We start from the raw sequence: 21,283 nt of genomic DNA, 5'->3' as shown, positions 1-21,283 counted from the left end.
GGCCACCGTTCACATCCGCAGCATCCCCACCTCTCCCCAGGAGGCTCCACCGTGGACCGTGCACGCCCCCGCAGACGCAGACCCGGCATCGCGCTCGCCGTCGTGGCGGCCGCCTCGCTCGGCGTCACCGCGCTCGCCTCTCCCGCGCAGGCCGCCGACGTCAACGTGGCCAAGAACGCCGGCTTCGAGTCGGACCTGAGCAACTGGACGTGCTCCGCGGGCAGCGGTTCCGTCGTGTCCTCGCCCGTGCACGGCGGCACGAAGGCCCTGAAGGCCGCCCCCTCGGGCCAGGACAACGCGAAGTGCAGCCAGACCGTCGCCGTCAAGCCCAACTCGACGTACAAGCTGAGCAGTTGGGTGCAGGGCGGCTACGCCTATCTCGGCGCGAGCGGCACCGGCACCACCGATGTGTCGACGTGGACACCGGGCAACTCCTCCTGGCAGCAGCTCACGACGAGCTTCAAGACCGGCGCGAACACGACCTCCATGACGGTCTACACGCACGGCTGGTACGGGCAGAGCGCGTACTACGTCGACGATGTGAGCGTCTACGGTCCCGACGGGGGCGGCGGCACGGACCCGGTGGTGGTCCCGGCCGCGCCCACCGGGCTCGCGGCGGGAGCGACCACCTCGTCGTCCGTGGGCCTGTCCTGGTCCCCGGTCTCCAATGCCACCGGCTACAACGTGTACCGCGACGGCGCGAAGGTCGCCGCCGTCACGGGCGCCTCGACCACGGTCACGGGGCTCACGGCCGACACCTCGTACAGCTTCCAGGTCACCGCGACGAACGCGGCGGGCGAGTCCGGGAAGTCGGCGGCGGTGAGCGCGAAGACCGCCACGTCCGGCGGCGACCCCGGCGGCGGCACCGTGCCCAAGCACGCGCTGACCGGCTACTGGCAGAACTTCGACAACGGCGCGACGGTGCAGAAGCTGCGGGACGTGCAGTCGAGTTACGACATCATCGCGGTCTCCTTCGCCGACGCCACCACCACGCCCGGTCAGATCACCTTCAACCTGGACCCGGCCGTCGGCTACGCGAACGTCGGTGACTTCAAGGCCGACATCGCCGCCAAGCAGGCGGCCGGCAAGTCCGTGATCCTGTCGGTCGGCGGCGAGAAGGGCACCATCTCCGTCAACAGCGACGCCTCGGCGACGGCGTTCGCCGACAGCGCGTACAAGCTGATGCAGGAGTACGGCTTCGACGGCGTCGACATCGACCTGGAGAACGGCCTCAACTCGACGTACATGACGAAGGCGCTGCGCCAGCTGTCGGCGAAGGCGGGCGGCGACATGGTCCTGACGATGGCGCCGCAGACCATCGACATGCAGTCGACGTCCGGGGAGTACTTCAAGACCGCGCTGAACGTGAAGGACATCCTCACGGTCGTCAACATGCAGTACTACAACAGCGGTTCGATGCTGGGCTGCGACGGCAAGGTCTACAGCCAGGGGTCGGTCGACTTCCTGACGGCGCTCGCCTGCATCCAGCTGGAGGGCGGCCTCGACGCCTCACAGGTCGGCATCGGCGTCCCGGCGTCGACGCGCGGCGCGGGCAGCGGCTACGTGGCCCCGTCGGTCGTCAACAACGCGCTGGACTGCCTGGCGCGCGGCACCGGCTGCGGCACGTTCAAGCCCGCGAAGACCTATCCGGGGCTGCGCGGTGCGATGACCTGGTCCACGAACTGGGACGCGACGGCGGGCAACGCCTGGTCGAACGCGGTGGGCCCGAAGGTGCACGCGCTGCCGTAGGGCGCGGAGCCGGTGGCGCGCGGCCACCGGCTCAACCTGGTCAGCCGCCCATGAAGAGCATCGTGCCGTCGGGGCCCAGCGCCTCGACGCGCGCGCCGTGTTCGACGGTGCGGCTGACCGTGCAGTACTTCTCGTGGGTCAGGCGGATGCCGCGTTCGAGCGCCTCCGCGGCGGCCGTGTCGCCCTCGGGAAGGTCGATCTCGTAGGAGACGCGGACGGAGCCGACCCGCCCGTCGTCCTCCGGCCGCGACGCGGATTCGACGGTGATCCGCAGCGCGTCGTGCGGCACGGTGCGGGCCGTGCGGTCCACGACCAGGCCGCCGCAGCCGCCGAGCGCGGCGAGGAGGAGTTCCACGGGGGTGAAGGAGGGCTGCGCGCTCTCGCTGTCGGCGGGGGCGATGCGGACCTCGGCGCCCCGGTCGTTGCGCGCGGTCCAGTCGCGGTCGCCGTTGCGGACGGTCTCAATGCGGTAGTCGGCCATGCCGGAACCGTAACCAGCGGCGGGTCCCGGGGCGCGCATCAACCCCCGGGTGTCGGGGCGGCGGGTCGGGGAGTCCGCGTGCCCCACGCCCACGGACTCCCCGATGGTGCTCCCTCCCCTGGCGACCGCTGCCCGAGTGCGCGGCCGCCGTGCCGCAGAGTCTGCCGGGGACGGCCGCGGACTTCATCCCGCACCCCCGGATTTCGGTAACTTTACGTATTGAATCAGTGGCGAGAAGTTACGGGGGTTTGCCGCCACATCCCGTACATACGGCCGGAGTCGGGGCACGGACCCGGCCGTCTGGCGTGATCCCTTCGCCGCAAGTACGGCCGGATCACCGTGCCTGCACGCGATCCTCCAGGCGCTCCCCGCACCTGGCGCAGAACAGCGCGCCGGCGTCGTCGGCGGCCCGGCCGCACGCCGCGCACACCCGCGGCAGCAGACAGGGCGCCTCGCCGCCCTCGGCCGTGACCTGCGGTTCGGCGCGGCGGATGGTCATGCCGGGCCGCCTGCGGTGCGCCGTGAGGTAGACGAGCCCGTCCGCGCCCGCGCTGACCGCGCGCCGCTCGCCGCGCGGCACGAACGCGAGCGTGCCGGGTGCGAGCCCCTCTTCCTCGCCCGCCCGGTGGAGCGTGCCGTGGCCCTCCACGACGACGAGCAGCACGTCGAGCTCGGTCTCCACGTAGCCGTCGCCGCCTCCGCCCGGTCGCAGCCGGACGACGTTGGCGTCGAGCTGGCGGGCCGCGCCGTCGAGCCGCCAGAGGGCACCGGTCGCCCCGGGAGCGGCGGCGCTCAGGACGTCGGCGAGGGTGACGTGGGCTGCGGGCATCGGGCTGACTCCCCTGACGTGGTGCGTCGAATCGTGGCCGTTCGATTCTCCCTCACCGCAACTCTCTCTGTTCAAACAGTGGACTCGGCAACACGGCTCTGCAATTCTCCAACAACTGAACGCAAGAACCTGATGCACGTCCTTCAATTCGCCCACAACGGCGCAGGGACAGGAGAGGCATGTTCGGACAGTGCGTGTTCAGATCCAGGGACAGACAGGGGAGACAGAGGAGACGGGAGAGGCGGGGATGGCGAGGGACCGCCGTGGCGTTCCTCGTGTGCATCCTGGCGCTCCTCGGCCTGCCCGCCGTGACCGCGCAGGCCGCGGGCGGGCCCAATCTCGCGGCGGGGGCGCAGACCAAGGCGAGCAGCGCCAAGTCCGGCCACGGGGCGGGGAACGTCTCGGACGGCAACCCCTCGACGTACTGGGAGAGTTCGGGCGCCGACTGGCCGCAGTGGGCGCAGGTCGACCTGGGTTCCACGGCTCGCGTCGACGAGGTGACGCTGCGCCTGCCGGCCGCGTGGGAGAGCCGGACGCAGACGCTCTCCGTGCAGGGCAGTGCCGACGGCACGACCTTCGACACGCTCAAGTCGGCGGCGCCGTACGCCTTCTCCCCCGATTCGGGGAACACGGTGACCGTCTCGTTCCCCGCCACGCAGACGAGGTACGTGCGGATCGTCGTGACCGCCAACACCGGCTGGAAGGCGGCCCAGTTGGCGGAGCTGGAGGTGCACGGAGCCACCATCTCCTCGACCAACCTGGCGCGCGGCAAGACGTTCACGGCCAGTTCCGTGACGCAGACGTACACGGCCGCCAACGCGGGCGACGGCGACCTGTCGAGCTACTGGGAGAGCAAGAACGACGCACTCCCCCAGTGGGTCCAGGTGGATCTCGGCGCGTCGGTGCGGGTGAACCGGGTCGTGCTGCGCCTGCCGCCGTCCTGGGAGACCCGGACGCAGACACTCGCGGTGAAGGGCAGCACCAGCGGCTCGGACTTCACGGATCTGGCGGCGTCGAAGGCATACGAGTTCAGCGCGGCGGACGGGCAGCGGCAGAGCATCACGTTCGACGCGGTGACGACGCGCTACGTCCGTGTGCTCGTGACGGCCAACACCCGCCAACCGGCAGGCCAGCTTGCCGAGTTGGAGGTGTACGGGCCGACGACCGGTGACACCGAGGCACCGACGGCGCCCGGCGATCTGGCGTACACGGAGCCCGCTGCCGGCCAGATCAAGCTGACATGGAAGGCGTCCACGGACAACGCGTTGGTCACCGGCTACGACGTCTACGCGGACGGGCAGCTGCGCGCCTCGGTGGACGGCGACACCCTCACGTACACGGACACGCAGCCCGCGTCCGCCTCGCTCACGTACTTCGTGCGCGCCAAGGACGCGGCGGGCAACCAGTCCGCGAACAGCAACTCCGTTACGCGCAAGGGCGATTCGGGTGACACGCAGGCACCCACCGCGCCAGGCACGCTTGCCTTCACCGAGGAGACGAAGGGCCAGGTCAAGTTGGACTGGCGGGCGTCGACCGACAACGTGAAGGTGACCGGCTACGACGTGTACGCGAACGGCAAGCTCCTCAAGTCCGTTTCCGGTGACACCACTTCGTACACCGACACGCAGCCGGCGTCGGCGACGGTGACGTACCACGTGCGCGCCAAGGACGCCGCCGGCAACGAGTCGGCCGACAGCAACTCCGTGACCCGCAACGGCTCGACCTCCGAGTCCGTGAACCTGGCGGCCGGCAAACCGGTGTCCGCATCGTCGTCCGTGTACGCGTACGTCGCGCGGAACGCGGTGGACGACGACACCAGCACGTACTGGGAGGGCACCCCGGGCTCGTATCCCAACAGTCTGACCGTGAAGCTGGGCGCGAACGCCGATGTCTCCTCGCTCGTCCTGAAGCTCAGTCCGGACGCGGCATGGGCGGCGCGCACGCAGAAGATCGAGGTGCTCGGGCGCGAGCAGAGGATGTCGGAGTTCACGCGGCTGGCCGAGCCGAAGGAGTACCGCTTCGATCCGGCGAGCGGCAACAAGGTGACGGTGCCGTTGACCGCGCGCGTCGCGGATGTGCGGCTCGTCTTCACCGCCAACTCGGGTGGTTCGGCTGGGCAGTTGGCGGAGTTCCAGGTGCTCGGCGAGCCCGCCCCGAACCCGGACCTGGTGGTCACGGGCATCACGTCGAAGCCGGAGACACCGGTCGAGTCCGACAAGGTCGCCCTTTCCGCGACGGTGCGCAATGCGGGCAGCAAGGCCGCCGACGCCACCGACCTCGACTTCACGCTCGGTTCGAAGAAAGTGGGCACGGGCTCGGTGGGCGCGCTCGCGGCCGGTGCGTCCGCCACCGTGAGCGCGGACATCGGCGCGCACGAGGCGGGCTCGTACCAGGTCGGCGCGCTGGTCGACGCGAGCGAGCTGGTCATGGAGCGCGACGAGGCGAACAACGGCTACACCAGTCCGACGAACCTGGTCGTGAAGCCGGTGACGAGCTCGGACCTGGTGGCATCGCCGGTCGCGTGGTCGCCGAGCGCTCCCACCGAAGGTGACACGGTCGCCTTCTCCGTCGCCCTGAAGAACCAGGGCAACCAGGCGAGCGCGAGCGGCGGGCACGGCATCACGCTCACCGTCACGGACTCCGGCGGGAACGTCGTGAAGACACTCACCGGCTCCCACGACGGCGCCATCGCGGCCGGTGACACCACGCCGCCCGTGAAGCTGGGCACCTGGACGGCGGGCAAGGGCAAGTTCACGGTGAAGACGGTCATCGCCGACGACGGAAACGAACTCGCGGTGAAGCGCGCCAACAACACTTCCACGCAGCCCCTGTTCGTGGGCCGCGGCGCGCGCATGCCGTACGACATGTACGAGGCGGAGGACGGCACAGTCGGCGGCGGCGCGAAGGTCGTCGGCCCGAACCGGACCGTCGGCGACGTGGCCGGCGAGGCCTCGGGCCGCAAGGCGGTCACGCTCGAATCGACGGGCAGCTACGTCGAGTTCAGAACGAAGGCACCGACGAACACCCTCGTCACGCGCTTCTCGATGCCGGACGCGGCGGGCGGCGGAGGCAAGAACTCGACGCTGAACGTGTACGTGGACGGCCGGTTCCTCAAAGCCGTCGACCTGACGTCGAAGTACGCGTGGCTGTACGGCTCGGAGACCGGTCCGGGCAACTCACCCGGCGCCGGCGCTCCCCGGCACATCTACGACGAGGCGAACCTGCTGCTCGGCACGACGGTCCCGCAGGGCAGCAAGATCCGCCTGCAGAAGGACACCGCGAACGACTCCACGTACGCGATCGACTTCATCAACCTGGAGGAGGCGAAGGAACTCCCCAACCCGGACCCTGCGGCGTACGCCGTGCCGAACGGGTTCTCGCACCAGGCGGTGCAGAACGCGCTCGACAAGGTGCGGATGGACACGAGCGGCAAGCTCGTCGGCGTGTATCTGCCGGCGGGCGACTACGAGACGTCGAACAAGTTCCAGGTGTACGGGAAGGCGGTGAAGGTCGTCGGCGCGGGCCCGTGGTTCACGCGCTTCCACACGCCGTCCTCGCAGGAGAACACCGACGCCGGCTTCCGCGCCGAGGCGAGCGCCAACGGGTCGACCTTCGCCCACTTCGCCTTCTTCGGGAACTACACGTCACGGATCGACGGCCCGGGCAAGGTCTTCGACTTCTCGAACGTCGCCGACATCACCATCGACGACATCTGGAACGCGCACACGGTGTGCCTGTACTGGGGCGCCAACACCGACAGGATCACCATCAAGAACTCCCGGATCCGGGACACGTTCGCCGACGGCGTCAACATGACCAACGGCTCGACGGACAACCACGTCGTGAACAACGAGTCTCGGGCCACCGGCGACGACAGCTTCGCGCTGTTCTCGGCGATCGACGCGGGCGGCGCGGACGAGAAGAACAACGTGTACGAGAACCTGACGTCGCTGCTGACGTGGCGGGCGGCGAGCATCGCCGTCTACGGCGGCTACGACAACACGTTCCGCAACATCCTCATCGCGGACACCCTCGTCTACTCCGGAGTCACCATCAGCTCGCTCGACTTCGGATATCCGATGAACGGCTTCGGCACGGGCCCCACGAAGCTGGAGAACACCTCCATCATCCGCTCCGGCGGCCACTTCTGGGGCGGGCAGACCTTCCCCGGCATCTGGATGTTCTCGGCGTCGAAGGTGTTCCAGGGCATCCGCGTCACCGACGTCGACATCGTCGACCCGACGTACAGCGGAATCATGTTCCAGACCAACTACGTGGGAGGTCAGCCCCAGTACCCCATCAAGGACACGATCCTCACGGACGTGACGATCTCCGGCGCCCGCAAGAGCGGCGACGCGTACGACGCGAAGTCCGGCTTCGGCCTGTGGGCGAACGAGATGCCCGAGGCGGGCCAGGGCCCGGCCGTCGGCGAAGTCACCTTCCACAACCTGAAGTTGAGCGACAACGCGGTGGACGTCCGCAATACGACGTCCACGTTCAGGATCAACCGTCAGCCGTGACCTCCTAAAGGGTCCACGGTTCCATTACGGCCCCACTTCCTGCTAGAGTCACGGCACGCACTAACGGGACCACAATCCTGTTAGTGCGTGCCGCCCGCTCGTTCGACGCAGGAACCAAGGGGATCGACATGGAATACCGACAGCTGGGATCGTCCGGACTCAAGGTGCCCGCACTGAGCTTCGGAGCCGGTACGTTCGGCGGTCGCGGACCGCTCTTCTCCGCGTGGGGCACCGCCGGGGTCGACGAGGCGCGGCGGATGGTCGACATGAGCCTCGACCACGGCGTCACCCTGTTCGACACCGCCGACGTCTACTCGGACGGCGCGTCCGAGGAAGTGCTCGGCGCCGCCCTCAAGGGCCGCCGCGACCAGGCCCTCATCTCCACCAAGGCCGCACTGCCGACCGGCGAGGGCCCGTACGACGCCGGGGTGTCGCGCTCGCGGCTGATCACGTCCGTCGATGCCGCGCTGCGGCGCCTCGACACCGACCACATCGACCTCTTCCAGCTGCACGCGTACGACGCGAGCACACCGGTCGAGGAGGTCCTTGCCACCCTCGACGACCTGGTCCGCACGGGCAAGATCCGCTACACCGGCGTCTCCAACTACGCGGGCTGGCAGTTGATGAAGGGGCTCGCCGAGGCGGACAAGCACGGCCGGCCGCGGTTCGCCGCGCACCAGGTGTACTACTCGCTCGTCGGCCGGGACTACGAGTGGGAGTTGATGCCGCTCGCCAAGGAGGAGGGCGTCGGCGCCGTGGTGTGGAGCCCGCTCGGCTGGGGGCGGCTCACCGGGAAGATCCGGCGCGGGCGGCCGCTGCCCGCCGACAGCAGGCTCCACCAGACCGCACAGTTCGGGCCGCCGATCGAGGACGAGCACCTGTACCGGGTGGTGGACGCGCTCGACGAGATCGCCGAGGAGACCGGGCGGGCGATCCCGCAGATCGCCATCAACTGGCTGCTGCGCCGCCCCACCGTGTCCACGGTGCTGATCGGCGCGCGCAACGAGGAGCAGCTGACGCAGAACCTGGGCGCCATCGGCTGGGAGCTCACACCGGAGCAGGTAGCGAAGCTGGACGCCGCGAGCGAGACCAAGGCCCCGTATCCGTACTACCCGTACCGGACCCAGGACGGGTTCCGGCAGCTGAATCCGCCGACGGTGTGAGCCGACCCATGACTCCACCCAGAAGGGTGTCAACTTCGGGTTGACGCTACGGGGGTGTCAACCTACGGTTGCATCATGACCAATTCCGGCGGCAACACGCCTTCCGTTCGCCTCGACGACCTCATCGACGCCATCAAGAAGTCGAACACCGACGCCCTCGACCAGCTCCAGAACGCCGTCATCGCGGCGGACCACCTCGGCGACATCGCGGACCACCTGATCGGCCACTTCGTCGACCAGGCCCGCCGCTCCGGCGCCTCCTGGACGGACATCGGCAAGAGCATGGGCGTCACCCGCCAGGCCGCGCAGAAGCGCTTCGTGGCCAAGGGCTCCGAGTCCGATCTCGACCCCAGTCAGGGCTTCAACCGCTACACCGACCGCGCCCGCAACGTGATCGTCGCCGCGCAGAACGAGGCCCGCGCCGCGAGCAACGCCACCATCGCCCCCGCCCACCTGGTGCTCGGCCTGCTGCACGAGCCGGAGGGTCTCGCGGCCCGGGCGATCGTCGCGCAGAACGTCCTCCTGGACACCGTGCGGCAGGCCGCGACGGCCGAACTGCCCGCGAAGTCCGACGACATGCCGGCCCTGGTGCCGTTCGACGCGGACGCCAAGAAGGCCCTGGAGCTGACGTTCCGCGAGGCGCTGCGCCTCGGCCACAACTACGTCGGCACCGAGCACATCCTGCTCGCGCTCCTGGAGCACGAGAACGGTTCGGGGCTGCTCGCCGGCCTCGGCATCGAGAAGGACCAGGCGGAGTCGCAGGTCCTCGCGGTGCTCTCGGAGATCGTGAAGAACCAGCAGGAGTCCGGGGAGGACTGAGCGTCTTCCTGGCAAACAACCGTCCGGAACCCGTCTCCCGCCTGTGCCGCCCACTTTTCTTCATAGGCGCAGGTGGGAGACTGCCTCCATGACTGCTGAGCGCTCAGGAACCCCCGCCCTGCCGGGCGATCTCATCGACGTCGACGAGCTGATCGAGGCGTACTACACGCGCGAGCCCGACGTCACGCGCCCCGAGCAGCGCGTCGTCTTCGGCACGAGCGGCCACCGCGGCTCCAGCCTCGACGGCGCCTTCAACGAGAAGCACATCGCAGCGATCACCCAGGCGATCGTCGAGCACCGCACCGCGGAGGGCATCACGGGCCCCCTCTTCATCGGCCCCGACACGCACGCCCTGTCGCTCCCCGCCCTGAAGACGGCCCTCGGCGTCCTCGCGGCGCACGGCGTGCGGGTACTGGCCGACGCCAACGAGGACTTCGTGCCGACGCCCGCGCTCAGCCACGCGATCCTGCGCTGGAACCGGGACGGGTCGGCCGAGCGCGCCGACGGCATCGTGATCACCCCGAGCCACAACCCGCCCCGCGACGGCGGCTTCAAGTACAACCCTCCGCACGGCGGCCCCGCCGACTCCAAGGCGACTTCGTGGATCGCCGACCGCGCCAACGAACTCCTCGAGGACCCGGATTGGACGCCGCGCACGGTCGACGACGCGGCCTGGGAGCCGTACGACTTCCGTGAGCGCTACGTCGAGGACCTCGAGAACATCGTCGACATCGACGCCATCCGCGCCTCCGGCGTGCGGGTCGGCGCCGATCCGCTGGGCGGGGCGAGCGTGCACTACTGGGCGCGGATCGCCGAGAAGTACGGGCTCGACCTGACCGTGGTGAACCCGGAGACCGACCCGACGTGGCGTTTCATGACACTCGACTGGGACGGCAAGATCCGGATGGACCCGTCGTCGGCACCCGCGATGGCCTCGGTCCTCGCGCGGCGCCACGACTTCGACCTGCTGACCGGCAACGACGCGGACGCCGACCGGCACGGCATCGTCACCCCGGACGCGGGCCTGATGAACCCGAACCACTATCTGGCCGTCGCCATCCACTACCTGTTCAGCCACCGGCCCCAGTGGTCGGCGTCCGCGGCCATCGGCAAGACGCTCGTGTCGTCCGCCGTCATCGACCGCATCGCCGCCACCCTCGGCCGCGAACTCGTCGAGGTCCCGGTCGGGTTCAAGTGGTTCGTGCCGGGTCTGGTCGACGGCTCGGTGGCGTTCGGCGGCGAGGAGAGCGCCGGGGCGAGCTTCGTCCGCAAGGACGGCAGCGTGTGGACCACCGACAAGGACGGCATCCTGCTGGCGCTGCTCGCCGCCGAGATCACCGCCGTCACCGGGAAGACGCCGTCCGCGTACTACGCCGAACTCGCCGCCGAGCACGGCGCGTCGGGCGCCGCCTACGCCCGCATCGACGCCAAGGCGACAAAGGAGCAGAAGGCCCGCCTCGCGAAGCTGACCGGGGACGCGGTCACCGCCGACACCCTCGCGGGCGAGCCGATCACGGCCCGCCTCTCCGAGGCGCCGGGCAACGGCGCGGCCATCGGCGGCCTCAAGGTCACCACCGAGAACGCGTGGTTCGCGGCCCGGCCCAGCGGCACGGAGGACGTCTACAAGATCTACGCCGAGTCCTTCCACGGCGCCGAGCACCTCGCCCAGGTGCAGAGCGAGGCGCAGGCGATCGTGGACGCGGCGCTGAGCTGACGTACGTCCTCAGTCGGTCTCCCGGGTCTCCGCGATGCCCGGGAGGTCGGCGACGCCGTCCAACACGTAGCTGTGCGGGTGGGCTTCGAGCTGCTCACGGGTGAGCTGTCCCGTGAGCACGCCGACCACGACGCCCGCGCCCGCGTTGAACCCGGCCTCCAGGTCGACGACGGTGTCTCCGGCCACGAGGACCTTCCGTACGTCGACGGTCCCGGTCTTCTCCATGGCGCGCTGGATCATGTACGGGGCGGGGCGGCCGCGGGGCACCTCGTCGGAGGTGACGACCGCGTCGAGGTTGCCGCCCTCCTCGGTGGACCAGCCGAGCGAGTCGAGCAGGGGCAGCGCCACGTCGGCACTGAATCCGGTGGTGAGGGCCACCTTGATGCCGCGGGCGCGCAGCTGCGCAAGCGCCTTGTCGGCGCGGGCGATCGGCTCCGGCGGCCGCTTCGCGTAGCTGTCGCGCAGGTAGCCGCGGAACGTCTCGTACTGCCGCTCGACGAGCTCCGCGTCGGGGGTGCCGCCGCCGATGCGGACGAGTGCGGCGATGGCCTCGCGCTTGTCGGTGCCCATCCAGGTCTGCAGGTCGACCGGGTCGACGGTGACGCCGGTGGTCTCGACGGCGTGCCGCAGCGCGTCGTACACGGCCCCGTGCTCGTCGATGGTGGTGCCTGCCATGTCGAAGACGGCGAGATCGATCACTGCTGTTCCTCACGTGGGGTGCGGGTGTCTGCGGTGCCGCCGCGAGCGGCGACGGTGCGGCCGTCCATGGTGTTCTCGATGGTGAAGGTGGCCATGGACGGCAGATAGCGGTCGTCCGCGTACTCGACGGGCCTGCCGTCGCCGGTGTACGCCAGCCTCCGTACGCGGAGCAGGGGTTGGCCGGGATCGACGCCGAGGAGTTCGGCGTCCTGGGGGTCCGCTGCGACGGCGTCGATGGTGTGTCGCGCGCGGTGCAGGTCGACGCCGCACGAGGTGAGCGCGTCGTACACCGAGCCCTCGTCGGGGTCGACCGTGAACAGGTGCAGGCCGACGTCGAGGGCGAACGTGGACCGCTCGACCATCGCCGGCACCCCGTCGAGGTGGCGCAGCCGGACGAGATCGACGCCCGGGGCGCCCTCGTCGAGGCCCAGGCGAGCGGCGGCCTCGGGGCTCGCGCGGCGCCTGGCCACCTCCACGGTGTGCTGCCCCGGGGTCCGCCCGATGGACTCGGCCCACTGCGTGAACGACATCAGCGAGGCGAACGGCTGCGAGGGCGTGACCCTGCGCGCGACGGGCGGCTTGCCGCGGCCGCCGACCAGATGGCCGTCGGCCCGCAATTGGGCGAGCGCCTGCCGCACGGGGCCGCGCGAGGTCCCGAACTCCTCGCACAGTTGCGCCTCGCTGGGGACGGTCGCCCCTTCGGGCCACTCCCCCACTTCGATGCGCCGCCGGAACTCGGCGCCGAGCCGCTGGTGCAGCGGCCCCTCCTCGCTACTTGTCTTCACAACTTGAGTTTCTCAGCCCGACGACGAGCTGGGCAAGGGCAGCCCGGGCGCACAGCTGGTAAACAACGAGGAAACTTGTATAGACAACCCTTGCGGGCAGCGGCGAGCGGTCCGCAGGGTTGGTGTCATGAACAACGCATCAGCGCCATCCACCTCCCTCCCCTCCGGCCGCAGCGATCTCGTCGTGGTCGGCGCCGGCATCGTCGGCCTCGCCCACGCCTTCGAGGCGGTGCGCCGGGGGCTCAGCGTCACCGTGGTCGAGCGCGACCGGCGGCCGGTGGGCGCCTCCGTGCGCAACTTCGGCCACTGCTGTGTCACGGCGCAGCGCGGCGAACTCCTCGACCTCGCGCTGCGCTCGCGCACCGGGTGGCTGGACGCCGCGAAGTCGGCCGACCTCTGGGCGCCGGAGGCGGGCGCGCTGGTGGTGGCGCGCTCGGCGACCGAGCTGGCGGTCCTTGAGGAGCTGCGTGACGAGCGCGGCGCGGACGCGGTGCGGCTGCGCACGCGCGACGAGGTGGGCGACGAACTGGGCCGCCCCGCCGGGGACCGCGCGGACCTGGTCGGTGGCGCGCTGCTGCCCGCGGACCTGCGGGTCGACCCGCGCGAGGCGGCGCCGCGGCTCGCGCGGTGGCTCGCCGAACAGCCCGGCGCGACGATCGCCTGGGGCACGAACGTCGTCGGCGTGGAGTCCGGCACGGTGCACACCAGCCGCGGCCCGGTGCACGGGGGCCGGGTCCTGCTCTGCGTCGGCCACGACCTGGACCGGCTGTATCCGGAGCAGGCCGAGGCGCACGGCATCGAGCGCTGCCGCCTGTCGATGGCCCGGGTGGCCGCGCCCGACTCCTTCCGCACGGACTCGGCGGTGCTGACCGCGACGTCGATGCTGCGCTACGACGGGTTCACGGCGATGCCCTCGGCCGACCGGCTGCGCACCGAAGTCACCGCGCACAGCCCCGAGTTGCTGGACGTGGTCGCCAACGCCATGTTCACGCGGCTGCCCGACGGCACGGTCCTGGTCGGCGACTCGCACGCGTACGACGCGACGGAGATCCCCTTCCAGGACGAGGCGACGACGGAGCTGCTGCTGCGCGAGGCCTCGCGCGTCCTGGGCACCCCCTCGGTGCGGGTCACCGAACGCTGGCAGGGCGTGTACGCGAGCAGCCCCCGCGGCCCGCTGCTCGTACGCGAGGTGGCGCCGGGCGTGCGGGCGCTCTCGGTGACCTCGGGGATCGGCATGACGCTGTCGTTCGGGCTCGCGGCGGCGACCTTCGACGGGTCACTTGCCGAGACGACGCCGGGCCCCGCGCAGGATTGATCAATTCTTTGCCCGTGGCCGGATCATTCTGGTCGCCCAAGGCAACTTCTTCCGGGAGGCCCCCACCACAAGGGATTTGCGAAGGGGATCGTTCCGATTGGCGTCACGACCGGCGGCTGAAACCGCTCGGTCGGGCGCCTTCGGCGTGTTACGGGCGCATTGACCGACCCCGCCGCCATGACACACGCTCGACACATAGATGCCGTGTACAACTTGTTGCCCCCGGTTGGCCACGGCCGTACGGCGAGCAGGAGGAAGCGTTATGTGTGGCATCACCGGCTGGGTTTCCTTCGACCGTGACCTGCGGGCCTCGGCCGAGACAGTGAATGCGATGACCCAGACCATGGAGTGCCGCGGTCCCGACGACCGCGGCACCTGGATCGAGGGCCCCGCGGCGCTCGGTCACCGCAGGCTCGCCATCATCGACCTGCCGGGCGGCCGGCAGCCCATGACCGTCGGAACGCCGGACGGGAACGTCGCCCTGGTGTACTCGGGCGAGACGTACAACTACACCGAGCTGCGCGCCGAACTGGAGGGCCTCGGTCACGAGTTCCGCACGGACTCCGACACCGAGGTGGTGCTGCACGGCTACCTCGAATGGGGCGAGGACCTGCCCGAGCGCCTCAACGGCATGTACGCGTTCGCCGTCTGGGACGGCCGCGCCGACAAGCTCGTCATGATCCGCGACCGGATGGGCATCAAGCCCTTCTACTTCTACGAGACCCCGGACGGCGTGCTGTTCGGCTCCGAGCCCAAGGCGATCCTCGCCAACCCGCTCGCCGCACGCCGGGTCACGCTGGACGGCCTGCGCGAGCTGTTCACGTTCGTGAAGACTCCGGGGCATGCCGTGTGGGACGGCATGAACGAGGTGGAGCCCGGCACCGTCGTCACCGTCGACCGTGCCGGACTGCGCCGGCGCGCGTACTGGACCCTTCGGACGAAGCCGCACACCGACGACCAGGAAACGACCGTCGCCAAGGTGCGCGAGCTGCTCGACGACATCGTGCGACGCCAGCTCGTCTCTGACGTGCCGCGCTGCACGCTCCTGTCCGGCGGCCTCGACTCCTCCGCGATGACGGCGATCGCCGCCCAGCAACTGGCCGGGCAGGGCGAGACGGTGCGCAGCTTCGCCGTCGACTTCCTCGGCCAGGCCGAGAACTTCGTCGCCGACGAGCTGCGGGGAACACCCGACACCCCCTTCGTGCACGACGTGGCACGGGCCTCGGGCACCGACCACCAGGACATCGTCCTCGACTCGAACGCGCTCGCCGACCCCGAGGTGCGCGCCCGCGTCATCCGGGCACGTGACCTTCCGGCGGGCTTCGGCGACATGGACGCCTCCCTGTACCTGCTGTTCAAGGCGATCCGCGAGCAGTCGACGGTCGCCCTGTCCGGCGAGTCGGCGGACGAGGTGTTCGGCGGCTATCTCCAGTTCTTCGACGAGGAGGCCCGCACCGCGGAGGCCTTCCCGTGGCTGGTGAGCATGGGCCGGCACATGGGTGACGACTCGGACGTGATCAGGCCCGAACTCGCCAAGCGGCTCGACCTGGAGGCGTACACCGCCGACAGCTATGCCGAGGCGGTGCGCGACATCGAACGCCTCGAGGGCGAGAGCGACTTCGAGTACCGGATGCGCCGCATCTGCTACCTCCACCTGACCCGCTTCGTGCGGGTCCTGCTCGACCGCAAGGACCGGGCGAGCATGGCGGTGGGCCTGGAGGTGCGCGTGCCGTTCTGCGACCACCGGCTCGTCGAGTACGTCTACAACACACCGTGGGCGCTGAAGTCCTTCGACGGGCGGGAGAAGTCCCTGCTGCGCGAGGCGACGGCGGACGTGCTGCCGACGTCGGTGTACGAGCGGGTCAAGAGCCCCTACCCGTCGACACAGGACCCGAAGTACGCGCTCGCGCTGCAGGAACACGCCAAGGAACTGCTCGCGAAGCCCTCGCACCGGGTCTTCGAGATCGTCGACCGGGACCGGCTCAGTGCCCTCGCCCACCGCGAGACACCGCAGATCATGCAGGCCTCGCGGCGCGGCCTGGAGCGCACGCTCGACCTGGCGCTCTGGCTCGACATGTACGACCCGGAGCTGGTTCTGGACTGACACCCAAGCCGAAAACGGCCTGGCACCGGGCCTCGTACCGTGTATAAGCTCCGCGGCAGCATCGCGTGCCGGTCACCGACCGGGTGAGGCATGGAGGTGCCGGAGTTGCCTTCTGGAGGCAATCCACCATGGCAGTTCAGCTCAATCACACCATCGTTCACGCCCGGGACAGCCGGGAGTCCGCCGAGTTCCTCGCCCACATCCTGGGACTCGAAGCAGGGGACGCATGGGGCCCGTTCATCCCGCTCGAACTGAGCAACGGCGTGACCCTGGACTTCGCGACGATCCCCGCCGAGTCCATCGTCATGCAGCACTACGCCTTCCTCGTCACCGAGGAGGAGTTCGACGGGATCTTCGGGCGCATCAAGGCCGCGGGGCTCACGTACTACGCGGACCCGCACGGCAAGCGGCCCGGCGAGATCAACCACAACGACGGGGGCCGTGGCGTGTACTTCATGGACCCCGCGGGCCACGGCATGGAAGCGATCACGCGCCCCTACGGGGGCGGTGAGCAGTAGGACCGGGACCGGGTGGGGCCGTGGCCTGCGGGCCCGGCCCCACCGCCGGCTCCGGGGCCGGTCAGCTGTCCTGGAGCACTCCGAAGACATTGCCGTCCGCGTCCTTCAGGGAGGCGATCCGCCGGCCGGGTCCGACCTCCGTGACGTCCTGGACGACCTCGGCGCCGGACTCGACCAGGGACTTGACCGTCCCCGCGATGTCCTCGACGGTCCAGTAGCCCACGGGGCCCGTCATGCCCTGCTGGTGCCCGTTCGGATTCAGGCCGAAGTGCTGTCCCGCCACGTCGTAGCCCACGTAGTACGCCTCGTCCGAGGACGGCTCCACGCCGAGCAGCTTGGTGTAGACGGCCTTGGCGGCGGCGAGGTCGCTGACGGGGGCGATGATCGTGTGCTGACCGCTGGTCATGGAGTACTCCTTCAATCGATACGTGACTCTCACTGCTACGACACGCGCCACGACGGATGTGTGACGGCTTCCGCGAAGAAATTTCGGAAGCGTCCCCCGGCCGTGCTCAGCCGAAGTTCGTCACGTCCAGAAACAAGAACACCGTCCCGACGACGAACGCCGCGATGCCGAGCGCACCGAGGGCGAGCGCCGTCCGCCTGGCCGGGCGGCACGCCGCCTCGGCATCCTCCTGCCGGACCGAAGCCCCGCACGGGAGCGCCGCAAGACCGTAGGTCACCAGTCCCGCGGTACCGACCGTGAGGCCGAGTCCGAGCCACGTCACACTCGCGGACATAAAGGACATGTGTCCGATTTTGCGCCCGTTCGTGGGATCCCGCTATTCAGAGCGTGACGGCCCGCACACGTGGTGCGGGCAGCTCAGGACTCCTCGTCCAGACCGGGCACGGGCGCGCCGGAGGGGAAGCCGGCGGCGGTGTAGGCGTCGTAGAGCTCCTTCCACGGCGGCGTCGCTCCGGTGTGCTCCTCGGTCAGGGGCTCGCCGCGGTCCGCCGCGTCGAGGGCGAGCAGGCAGACCTCCCAGCCCGCCGCGTTGCGCGCCGCCGCGTCCGCGCTCTCCAGCACGTTCGTGAGCGTCAGGTGCGTGCCGCCGTCGCCGCGCTCCTCAAGGTCGTACTGCAGCTCGTCGCCTCCCCACGTGAAGGAGAAGTGGCGCGGGGGTTCGGCGGCGACGACGGTGCCCACGGATTCCGGCATGTTCGGGTCGTCGAAGAAGCGGATGCTCGCGCCCGGGCCCAGCTCCCCCGCCTCGAACTTGGAGGGGAACCAGTGCGCAAGGTCGGCCGGGTCCGTGACATACCGCCAGACGCGGTCGATCGGCCGCTCGTACGTCCGGGTGAACCGGACCGCGGGTCGGCCGTCGTCCAGGGTGAGGTAGCTGCCGGTGGTGGTCGTCATGCCTGCGCCTTCCGTGCCGTCGCGATCAATGCCCACTGCGACCTTCTCATCGGCCACTGACAGTCGCCTCCGCCGTGGTGGTGCGCGGGCCGTTCCTCGGGCAGGCTCGGGGCGCACGGATCGTGTCAGACCCCGGAGGGAGACCCAGGTGCCCGGCAACGCCTCGTACGGCAAGAAGGCATTCAAACGGTCCCGCAGTCATTTCACCGACCGGATCACCGCCGACGGCCGCGACGGCTGGCCCGTGGAGGCGGGCCGCTACCGGCTCGTCGTGAGCAGGGCCTGCCCCTGGGCCAGCCGCGCCCTCGTGGTGCGCCGCCTCCTCGGCCTGGAGGACGCGCTGTCCCTCGCGGTCGCCGATCCGATCCAGGACGACCGCAGTTGGCGCTTCACCCTCGACCGGGACGACCGCGACCCGGTGCTCGGCATCCGCTACCTCAGCGAGGCCTACGACGCGCGGGAGAGCGGGTATCCGGGCGGGGTCAGTGTGCCGGCGATCGTCGACGTACCGTCCGGGAAGCTCGTCACCAACGACTACCAGCAGCTGACGCTCGACCTGGAGACCGAGTGGACGGCGCTGCACAGGGACGGCGCGCCCGACCTGTACCCGGAGCCGCTGCGCGACGAGATCGACGAGGTGATGGACGGCATCTACCGGGACGTGAACAACGGCGTGTACCGGGCCGGGTTCGCGAGCGAGCAGGACGCCTACGAGGAGGCCTACCGGGACGTGTTCGCGCGCCTCGACACGGTGTCGGAGCGGCTCGCCGGGCAGCGCTATCTCGTCGGCGACACCATCACAGAGGCGGACGTCCGGCTGTTCACGACGCTGGTCCGCTTCGACGCGGTCTACCACGGCCACTTCAAGTGCAACCGCAACAAGCTGGCCGAGGACCCGGTCCTGTGGGCGTACGCGCGCGACCTGTACCAGACGCCCGGCTTCGGGGACACGGTCGACTTCGACCACATCAAGCGGCACTACTACCAGGTGCACACCGGCATCAACCCCACGCGGATCGTGCCGCTCGGCCCGGACCCCTCCGGCTGGTCGGCCCCGCACGACCGGGAGAAGCTGGGAGGGCGGCCGTTCGGCGAGGGCACACCGCCCGCGTCCCGATAGGGTCGGGGCGTACGAACCACCTGGCCACGGAGTCGCCATGTCCCGCCCCCACGTGCTGTTGTCCGCCGCTGTGTCGCTCGACGGGTGCCTCGACGACACCGGTCCCGAGCGGCTGCTGCTGTCGGGCGCGGAGGACTTCGAGCGGGTGGACGCGGTGCGGGCGGCGAGCGACGCGATCCTCGTCGGGGCGGGGACGCTGCGCGCGGACCGGCCCCGACTCCTTGTCTCCTCCGAAGTACGGCGCTCCAAGCGGGTCGACGACGGGCGGCCCGCCTACCCGTTGAAGGTGGCGGTGACGGCCTCGGGGGACCTGGATCCGGGTGACCCGTTCTGGACCACGGGCGGCGAACGCCTCGTGTACACGACGGAGTCCGGTGCCTCGCTCGCGCGTACGCGTGTGGGTGGCGCTGCGGACGTGGTGGAGCTCGGCTCGCACCTCGACTGGGCGGCGCTCCTGGACGACCTCGGCGCGCGCGGGGTGCGGCGGCTGCTCGTCGAGGGCGGCGCGCGCGTGCACACCCAGTTGCTGCAGCTGGGCCTCGCGGACGAACTGCGGCTCGCCGTCGCCCCGTTGGTGGTCGGCGAGCCGGGCGCGCCGCGGCTGTTCGGGCCCGGCTCCTATCCCGGCGGGCCGCGCAGCCGGATGCGGGTGCTCGGCACGGAGCGGGTCGGGGACGTGATCGTCACCCGCTACGCGCCGACCGTCCCCGGCCCCGGGGAGAGCGCCACCGCGGCGGACCGGCACTGGCTGCGGCTCGCCTGCGAACTGGCCGCCGAGTGCCCGCCGTCGAGGACCGCGTTCAGCGTCGGCGCCGTGGTCGTCGCGGACGACGGCACGGAACTGGCGCGCGGCTACTCGCGCGAGGGCGAGGACCCGGTGGTGCACGCCGAGGAGGCCGCGCTCGGCAAGCTCGCCGCCGACGACCCTCGGCTGGCCGCGGCCACCGTCTACAGCAGCCTGGAGCCGTGCGCCCACCGCGCCTCCCGACCCAAGCCCTGCGCCCGGCTCATCGTGGAGGCGGGGGTGCGCCGCGTGGTGACGGCGTGGCGGGAGCCGGACACCTTCGTGCCGGGCGCCGACGGAATCGGGCTGCTCGCCTCAGCGGGCGTCACCGTGGTGGAGGTCCCCGACCTGGCCGACGCGGCGGTGCTCCCCAACCGCCACCTTGTCACGGCCGCTTCGTAGCGGGTACGCGCGCGTGCCGAGCCGCACGACCACGACGGCCGCGAGGCCGAGGACGAGCCCGATGGCCGTGCGTATCCCAAAGGGCTCGCCGAACATCAGCGCACCCCACACGGCGGTGACGGGGGCCATCAGGAACATCAACGTATTGACCTGGGTGAGGCCGCGGCGCCGCAGCACGAGCCAGTAGAGGCCGTAGCCGCCGAACGTCGACAGGCCGACGAGCCAGGCGACCGCCAGCCAGAAGGACGGCTCCGCGGGCGGCGCCGCCTCGCCCAGCGCAAGCGCGAGGCCGGTGAAGACGACGGCGCTGGTGGCGCAGTGCACGGTCAGCGCGACCATGGGTTCGACCCGGGTGCGCGAGCGGCTCTCCACGAAGGTGGCCGCGACCAGCGACAGCATCCCGAGGAACGGGACGCCGTAGGCCCACCACGGCACGCCGGTGACGGCGCCCGCGTCGGCCGTGGTGACGACCACGACCCCGGCCAGCCCCAGGCACAGGCCGAGCCACTGGCGCGCGGTGACGTACTGCCGCAGCAGCGGCCCGGCGAGGGCGCCCGCGACCAGGGGTTGGGTGCCGTCGATGAGGGCGGTGGTGCCGCTGGAGACGCCGAGCTCGATGGCGTAGTAGACGGTCAGCAGGTAGCCGCTCTGCGAGAGGGCGCCGATGACGACCTGCCGTCCGACGGCGCGTGCCCCGAGGCCGCGCCATCGGTCCCTGCCGACCGCCACCGCGACGGCGCCCAGGACCAGCGCGAGCGGCAGGAACCGCCACATGAGCGTGGTCACGGCGCTCGCGTCGCCGGCCCCGAGTTTGGCCCCGATGAAGCCGGAGCTCCAGGTCAGGACGAATCCGATGGACAGAAGGACGTTCATGGCACGGCCACCGCCTCGCGTGGTCGGGTTCAGGTCGAGGGCCGTACG

At 70.5% G+C, this 21,283-nt stretch carries 18 protein-coding genes; 10 read left to right on the top strand and 8 right to left on the bottom strand.

Annotated elements, in window-relative coordinates:
- Positions 1-51: 51 nt before the first annotated feature.
- A complete protein-coding gene (locus ACFV9W_RS17700) occupies positions 52-1,749 on the top strand; it encodes a chitinase (RefSeq protein WP_385761476.1) in 1,698 nt (565 codons plus the stop codon).
- Between the two features lie 40 nt (positions 1,750-1,789).
- On the opposite strand, the gene ACFV9W_RS17695 is transcribed toward ACFV9W_RS17700, so the two are convergent.
- Positions 1,790-2,230 (bottom strand): OsmC family protein, encoded by a 441-nt coding sequence (locus ACFV9W_RS17695; protein ID WP_385761474.1) that lies wholly within the window; start codon positions 2,228-2,230, stop codon positions 1,790-1,792.
- 334 nt (positions 2,231-2,564) lie between these two features.
- Positions 2,565-3,059, bottom strand: a complete 495-nt coding sequence (locus ACFV9W_RS17690; RefSeq protein ID WP_385761471.1) for a hypothetical protein — start codon at positions 3,057-3,059, stop codon at positions 2,565-2,567.
- Positions 3,060-3,238: 179 nt separating this feature from the next.
- On the opposite strand from ACFV9W_RS17690, the gene ACFV9W_RS17685 reads away from it, so the two are divergent.
- The 4 genes from ACFV9W_RS17685 to pgm all read left to right on the top strand — a co-directional run bounded on the left by ACFV9W_RS17685 (position 3,239) and on the right by pgm (position 11,275).
- The gene (locus ACFV9W_RS17685) at positions 3,239-7,579 is read left to right on the top strand and encodes a discoidin domain-containing protein (protein ID WP_385761469.1); all 4,341 of its coding nucleotides are present in this window, start codon (positions 3,239-3,241) and stop codon (positions 7,577-7,579) included.
- Positions 7,580-7,707: 128 nt separating this feature from the next.
- Positions 7,708-8,742: an aldo/keto reductase gene (locus ACFV9W_RS17680; protein ID WP_385761467.1), complete on the top strand. Its 1,035-nt coding sequence runs from the start codon at positions 7,708-7,710 to the stop codon at positions 8,740-8,742.
- A gap of 75 nt (positions 8,743-8,817) precedes the next feature.
- Positions 8,818-9,561, top strand: coding sequence for a Clp protease N-terminal domain-containing protein (locus tag ACFV9W_RS17675; protein ID WP_385761465.1), 744 nt, complete (start codon positions 8,818-8,820; stop codon positions 9,559-9,561).
- A gap of 88 nt (positions 9,562-9,649) precedes the next feature.
- Complete coding sequence (gene pgm, locus ACFV9W_RS17670) at positions 9,650-11,275, top strand: phosphoglucomutase (alpha-D-glucose-1,6-bisphosphate-dependent) (protein ID WP_385761462.1); 1,626 nt, start codon at positions 9,650-9,652, stop codon at positions 11,273-11,275.
- Between the two features lie 9 nt (positions 11,276-11,284).
- Here the strand turns inward: pgm and ACFV9W_RS17665 are convergent, their stop codons facing one another.
- Both ACFV9W_RS17665 and ACFV9W_RS17660 read right to left on the bottom strand, forming a co-directional pair.
- Entirely contained in the window at positions 11,285-11,974 is a 690-nt protein-coding gene (locus ACFV9W_RS17665) for a phosphonatase-like hydrolase (protein ID WP_385761459.1), read from the bottom strand.
- Complete coding sequence (locus ACFV9W_RS17660) at positions 11,971-12,759, bottom strand: GntR family transcriptional regulator (protein ID WP_385761457.1); 789 nt, start codon at positions 12,757-12,759, stop codon at positions 11,971-11,973. Before ACFV9W_RS17660 ends, ACFV9W_RS17665 begins: the two co-directional genes overlap by 4 nt.
- Before the next feature lie 127 nt (positions 12,760-12,886).
- Here ACFV9W_RS17660 and ACFV9W_RS17655 point away from each other — a divergent pair, with 127 nt between their 5' ends.
- The 3 genes from ACFV9W_RS17655 to ACFV9W_RS17645 all read left to right on the top strand — a co-directional run bounded on the left by ACFV9W_RS17655 (position 12,887) and on the right by ACFV9W_RS17645 (position 16,696).
- Positions 12,887-14,074 carry a TIGR03364 family FAD-dependent oxidoreductase gene (locus ACFV9W_RS17655; protein ID WP_385761454.1) on the top strand — a complete coding sequence of 396 codons (1,188 nt, stop codon included), beginning with the start codon at positions 12,887-12,889 and terminating at the stop codon, positions 14,072-14,074.
- Positions 14,075-14,336: 262 nt separating this feature from the next.
- Positions 14,337-16,178: an asparagine synthase (glutamine-hydrolyzing) gene (gene asnB, locus ACFV9W_RS17650; RefSeq protein WP_385761451.1), complete on the top strand. Its 1,842-nt coding sequence runs from the start codon at positions 14,337-14,339 to the stop codon at positions 16,176-16,178.
- A gap of 128 nt (positions 16,179-16,306) precedes the next feature.
- Positions 16,307-16,696, top strand: a complete 390-nt coding sequence (locus tag ACFV9W_RS17645; protein WP_385761449.1) for a VOC family protein — start codon at positions 16,307-16,309, stop codon at positions 16,694-16,696.
- A gap of 61 nt (positions 16,697-16,757) precedes the next feature.
- On the opposite strand, the gene ACFV9W_RS17640 is transcribed toward ACFV9W_RS17645, so the two are convergent.
- The 3 genes from ACFV9W_RS17640 to ACFV9W_RS17630 form a co-directional block, all read right to left on the bottom strand.
- Positions 16,758-17,102 carry a VOC family protein gene (locus tag ACFV9W_RS17640; RefSeq protein WP_385761446.1) on the bottom strand — a complete coding sequence of 115 codons (345 nt, stop codon included), beginning with the start codon at positions 17,100-17,102 and terminating at the stop codon, positions 16,758-16,760.
- A 106-nt stretch (positions 17,103-17,208) separates the two neighbouring features.
- Complete coding sequence (locus ACFV9W_RS17635; RefSeq protein WP_385761443.1) at positions 17,209-17,445, bottom strand: hypothetical protein; 237 nt, start codon at positions 17,443-17,445, stop codon at positions 17,209-17,211.
- Positions 17,446-17,519: 74 nt separating this feature from the next.
- Positions 17,520-18,056 (bottom strand): SRPBCC family protein, encoded by a 537-nt coding sequence (locus ACFV9W_RS17630; protein ID WP_385761440.1) that lies wholly within the window; start codon positions 18,054-18,056, stop codon positions 17,520-17,522.
- A 148-nt stretch (positions 18,057-18,204) separates the two neighbouring features.
- Here ACFV9W_RS17630 and ACFV9W_RS17625 point away from each other — a divergent pair, with 148 nt between their 5' ends.
- The gene (locus ACFV9W_RS17625) at positions 18,205-19,176 is read left to right on the top strand and encodes a glutathione S-transferase family protein (RefSeq protein ID WP_385761437.1); all 972 of its coding nucleotides are present in this window, start codon (positions 18,205-18,207) and stop codon (positions 19,174-19,176) included.
- Positions 19,177-19,213: 37 nt separating this feature from the next.
- Positions 19,214-20,362 (top strand): dihydrofolate reductase family protein, encoded by a 1,149-nt coding sequence (locus ACFV9W_RS17620; protein WP_385761434.1) that lies wholly within the window; start codon positions 19,214-19,216, stop codon positions 20,360-20,362.
- Here the strand turns inward: ACFV9W_RS17620 and ACFV9W_RS17615 are convergent.
- Positions 20,276-21,235 (bottom strand): DMT family transporter, encoded by a 960-nt coding sequence (locus ACFV9W_RS17615; RefSeq protein WP_385761431.1) that lies wholly within the window; start codon positions 21,233-21,235, stop codon positions 20,276-20,278. The two genes, ACFV9W_RS17620 and ACFV9W_RS17615, sit on opposite strands and share 87 nt — an antisense overlap.
- Positions 21,236-21,283: the final 48 nt, after the last annotated feature.

This window comes from Streptomyces sp. NPDC059897 (assembly GCF_042730865.1).
Lineage (GTDB): Bacteria > Actinomycetota > Actinomycetes > Streptomycetales > Streptomycetaceae > Streptomyces.
Note: the sequence above shows the minus strand (reverse complement) of the source record. Positions and strands in the feature narration are given on the sequence as shown.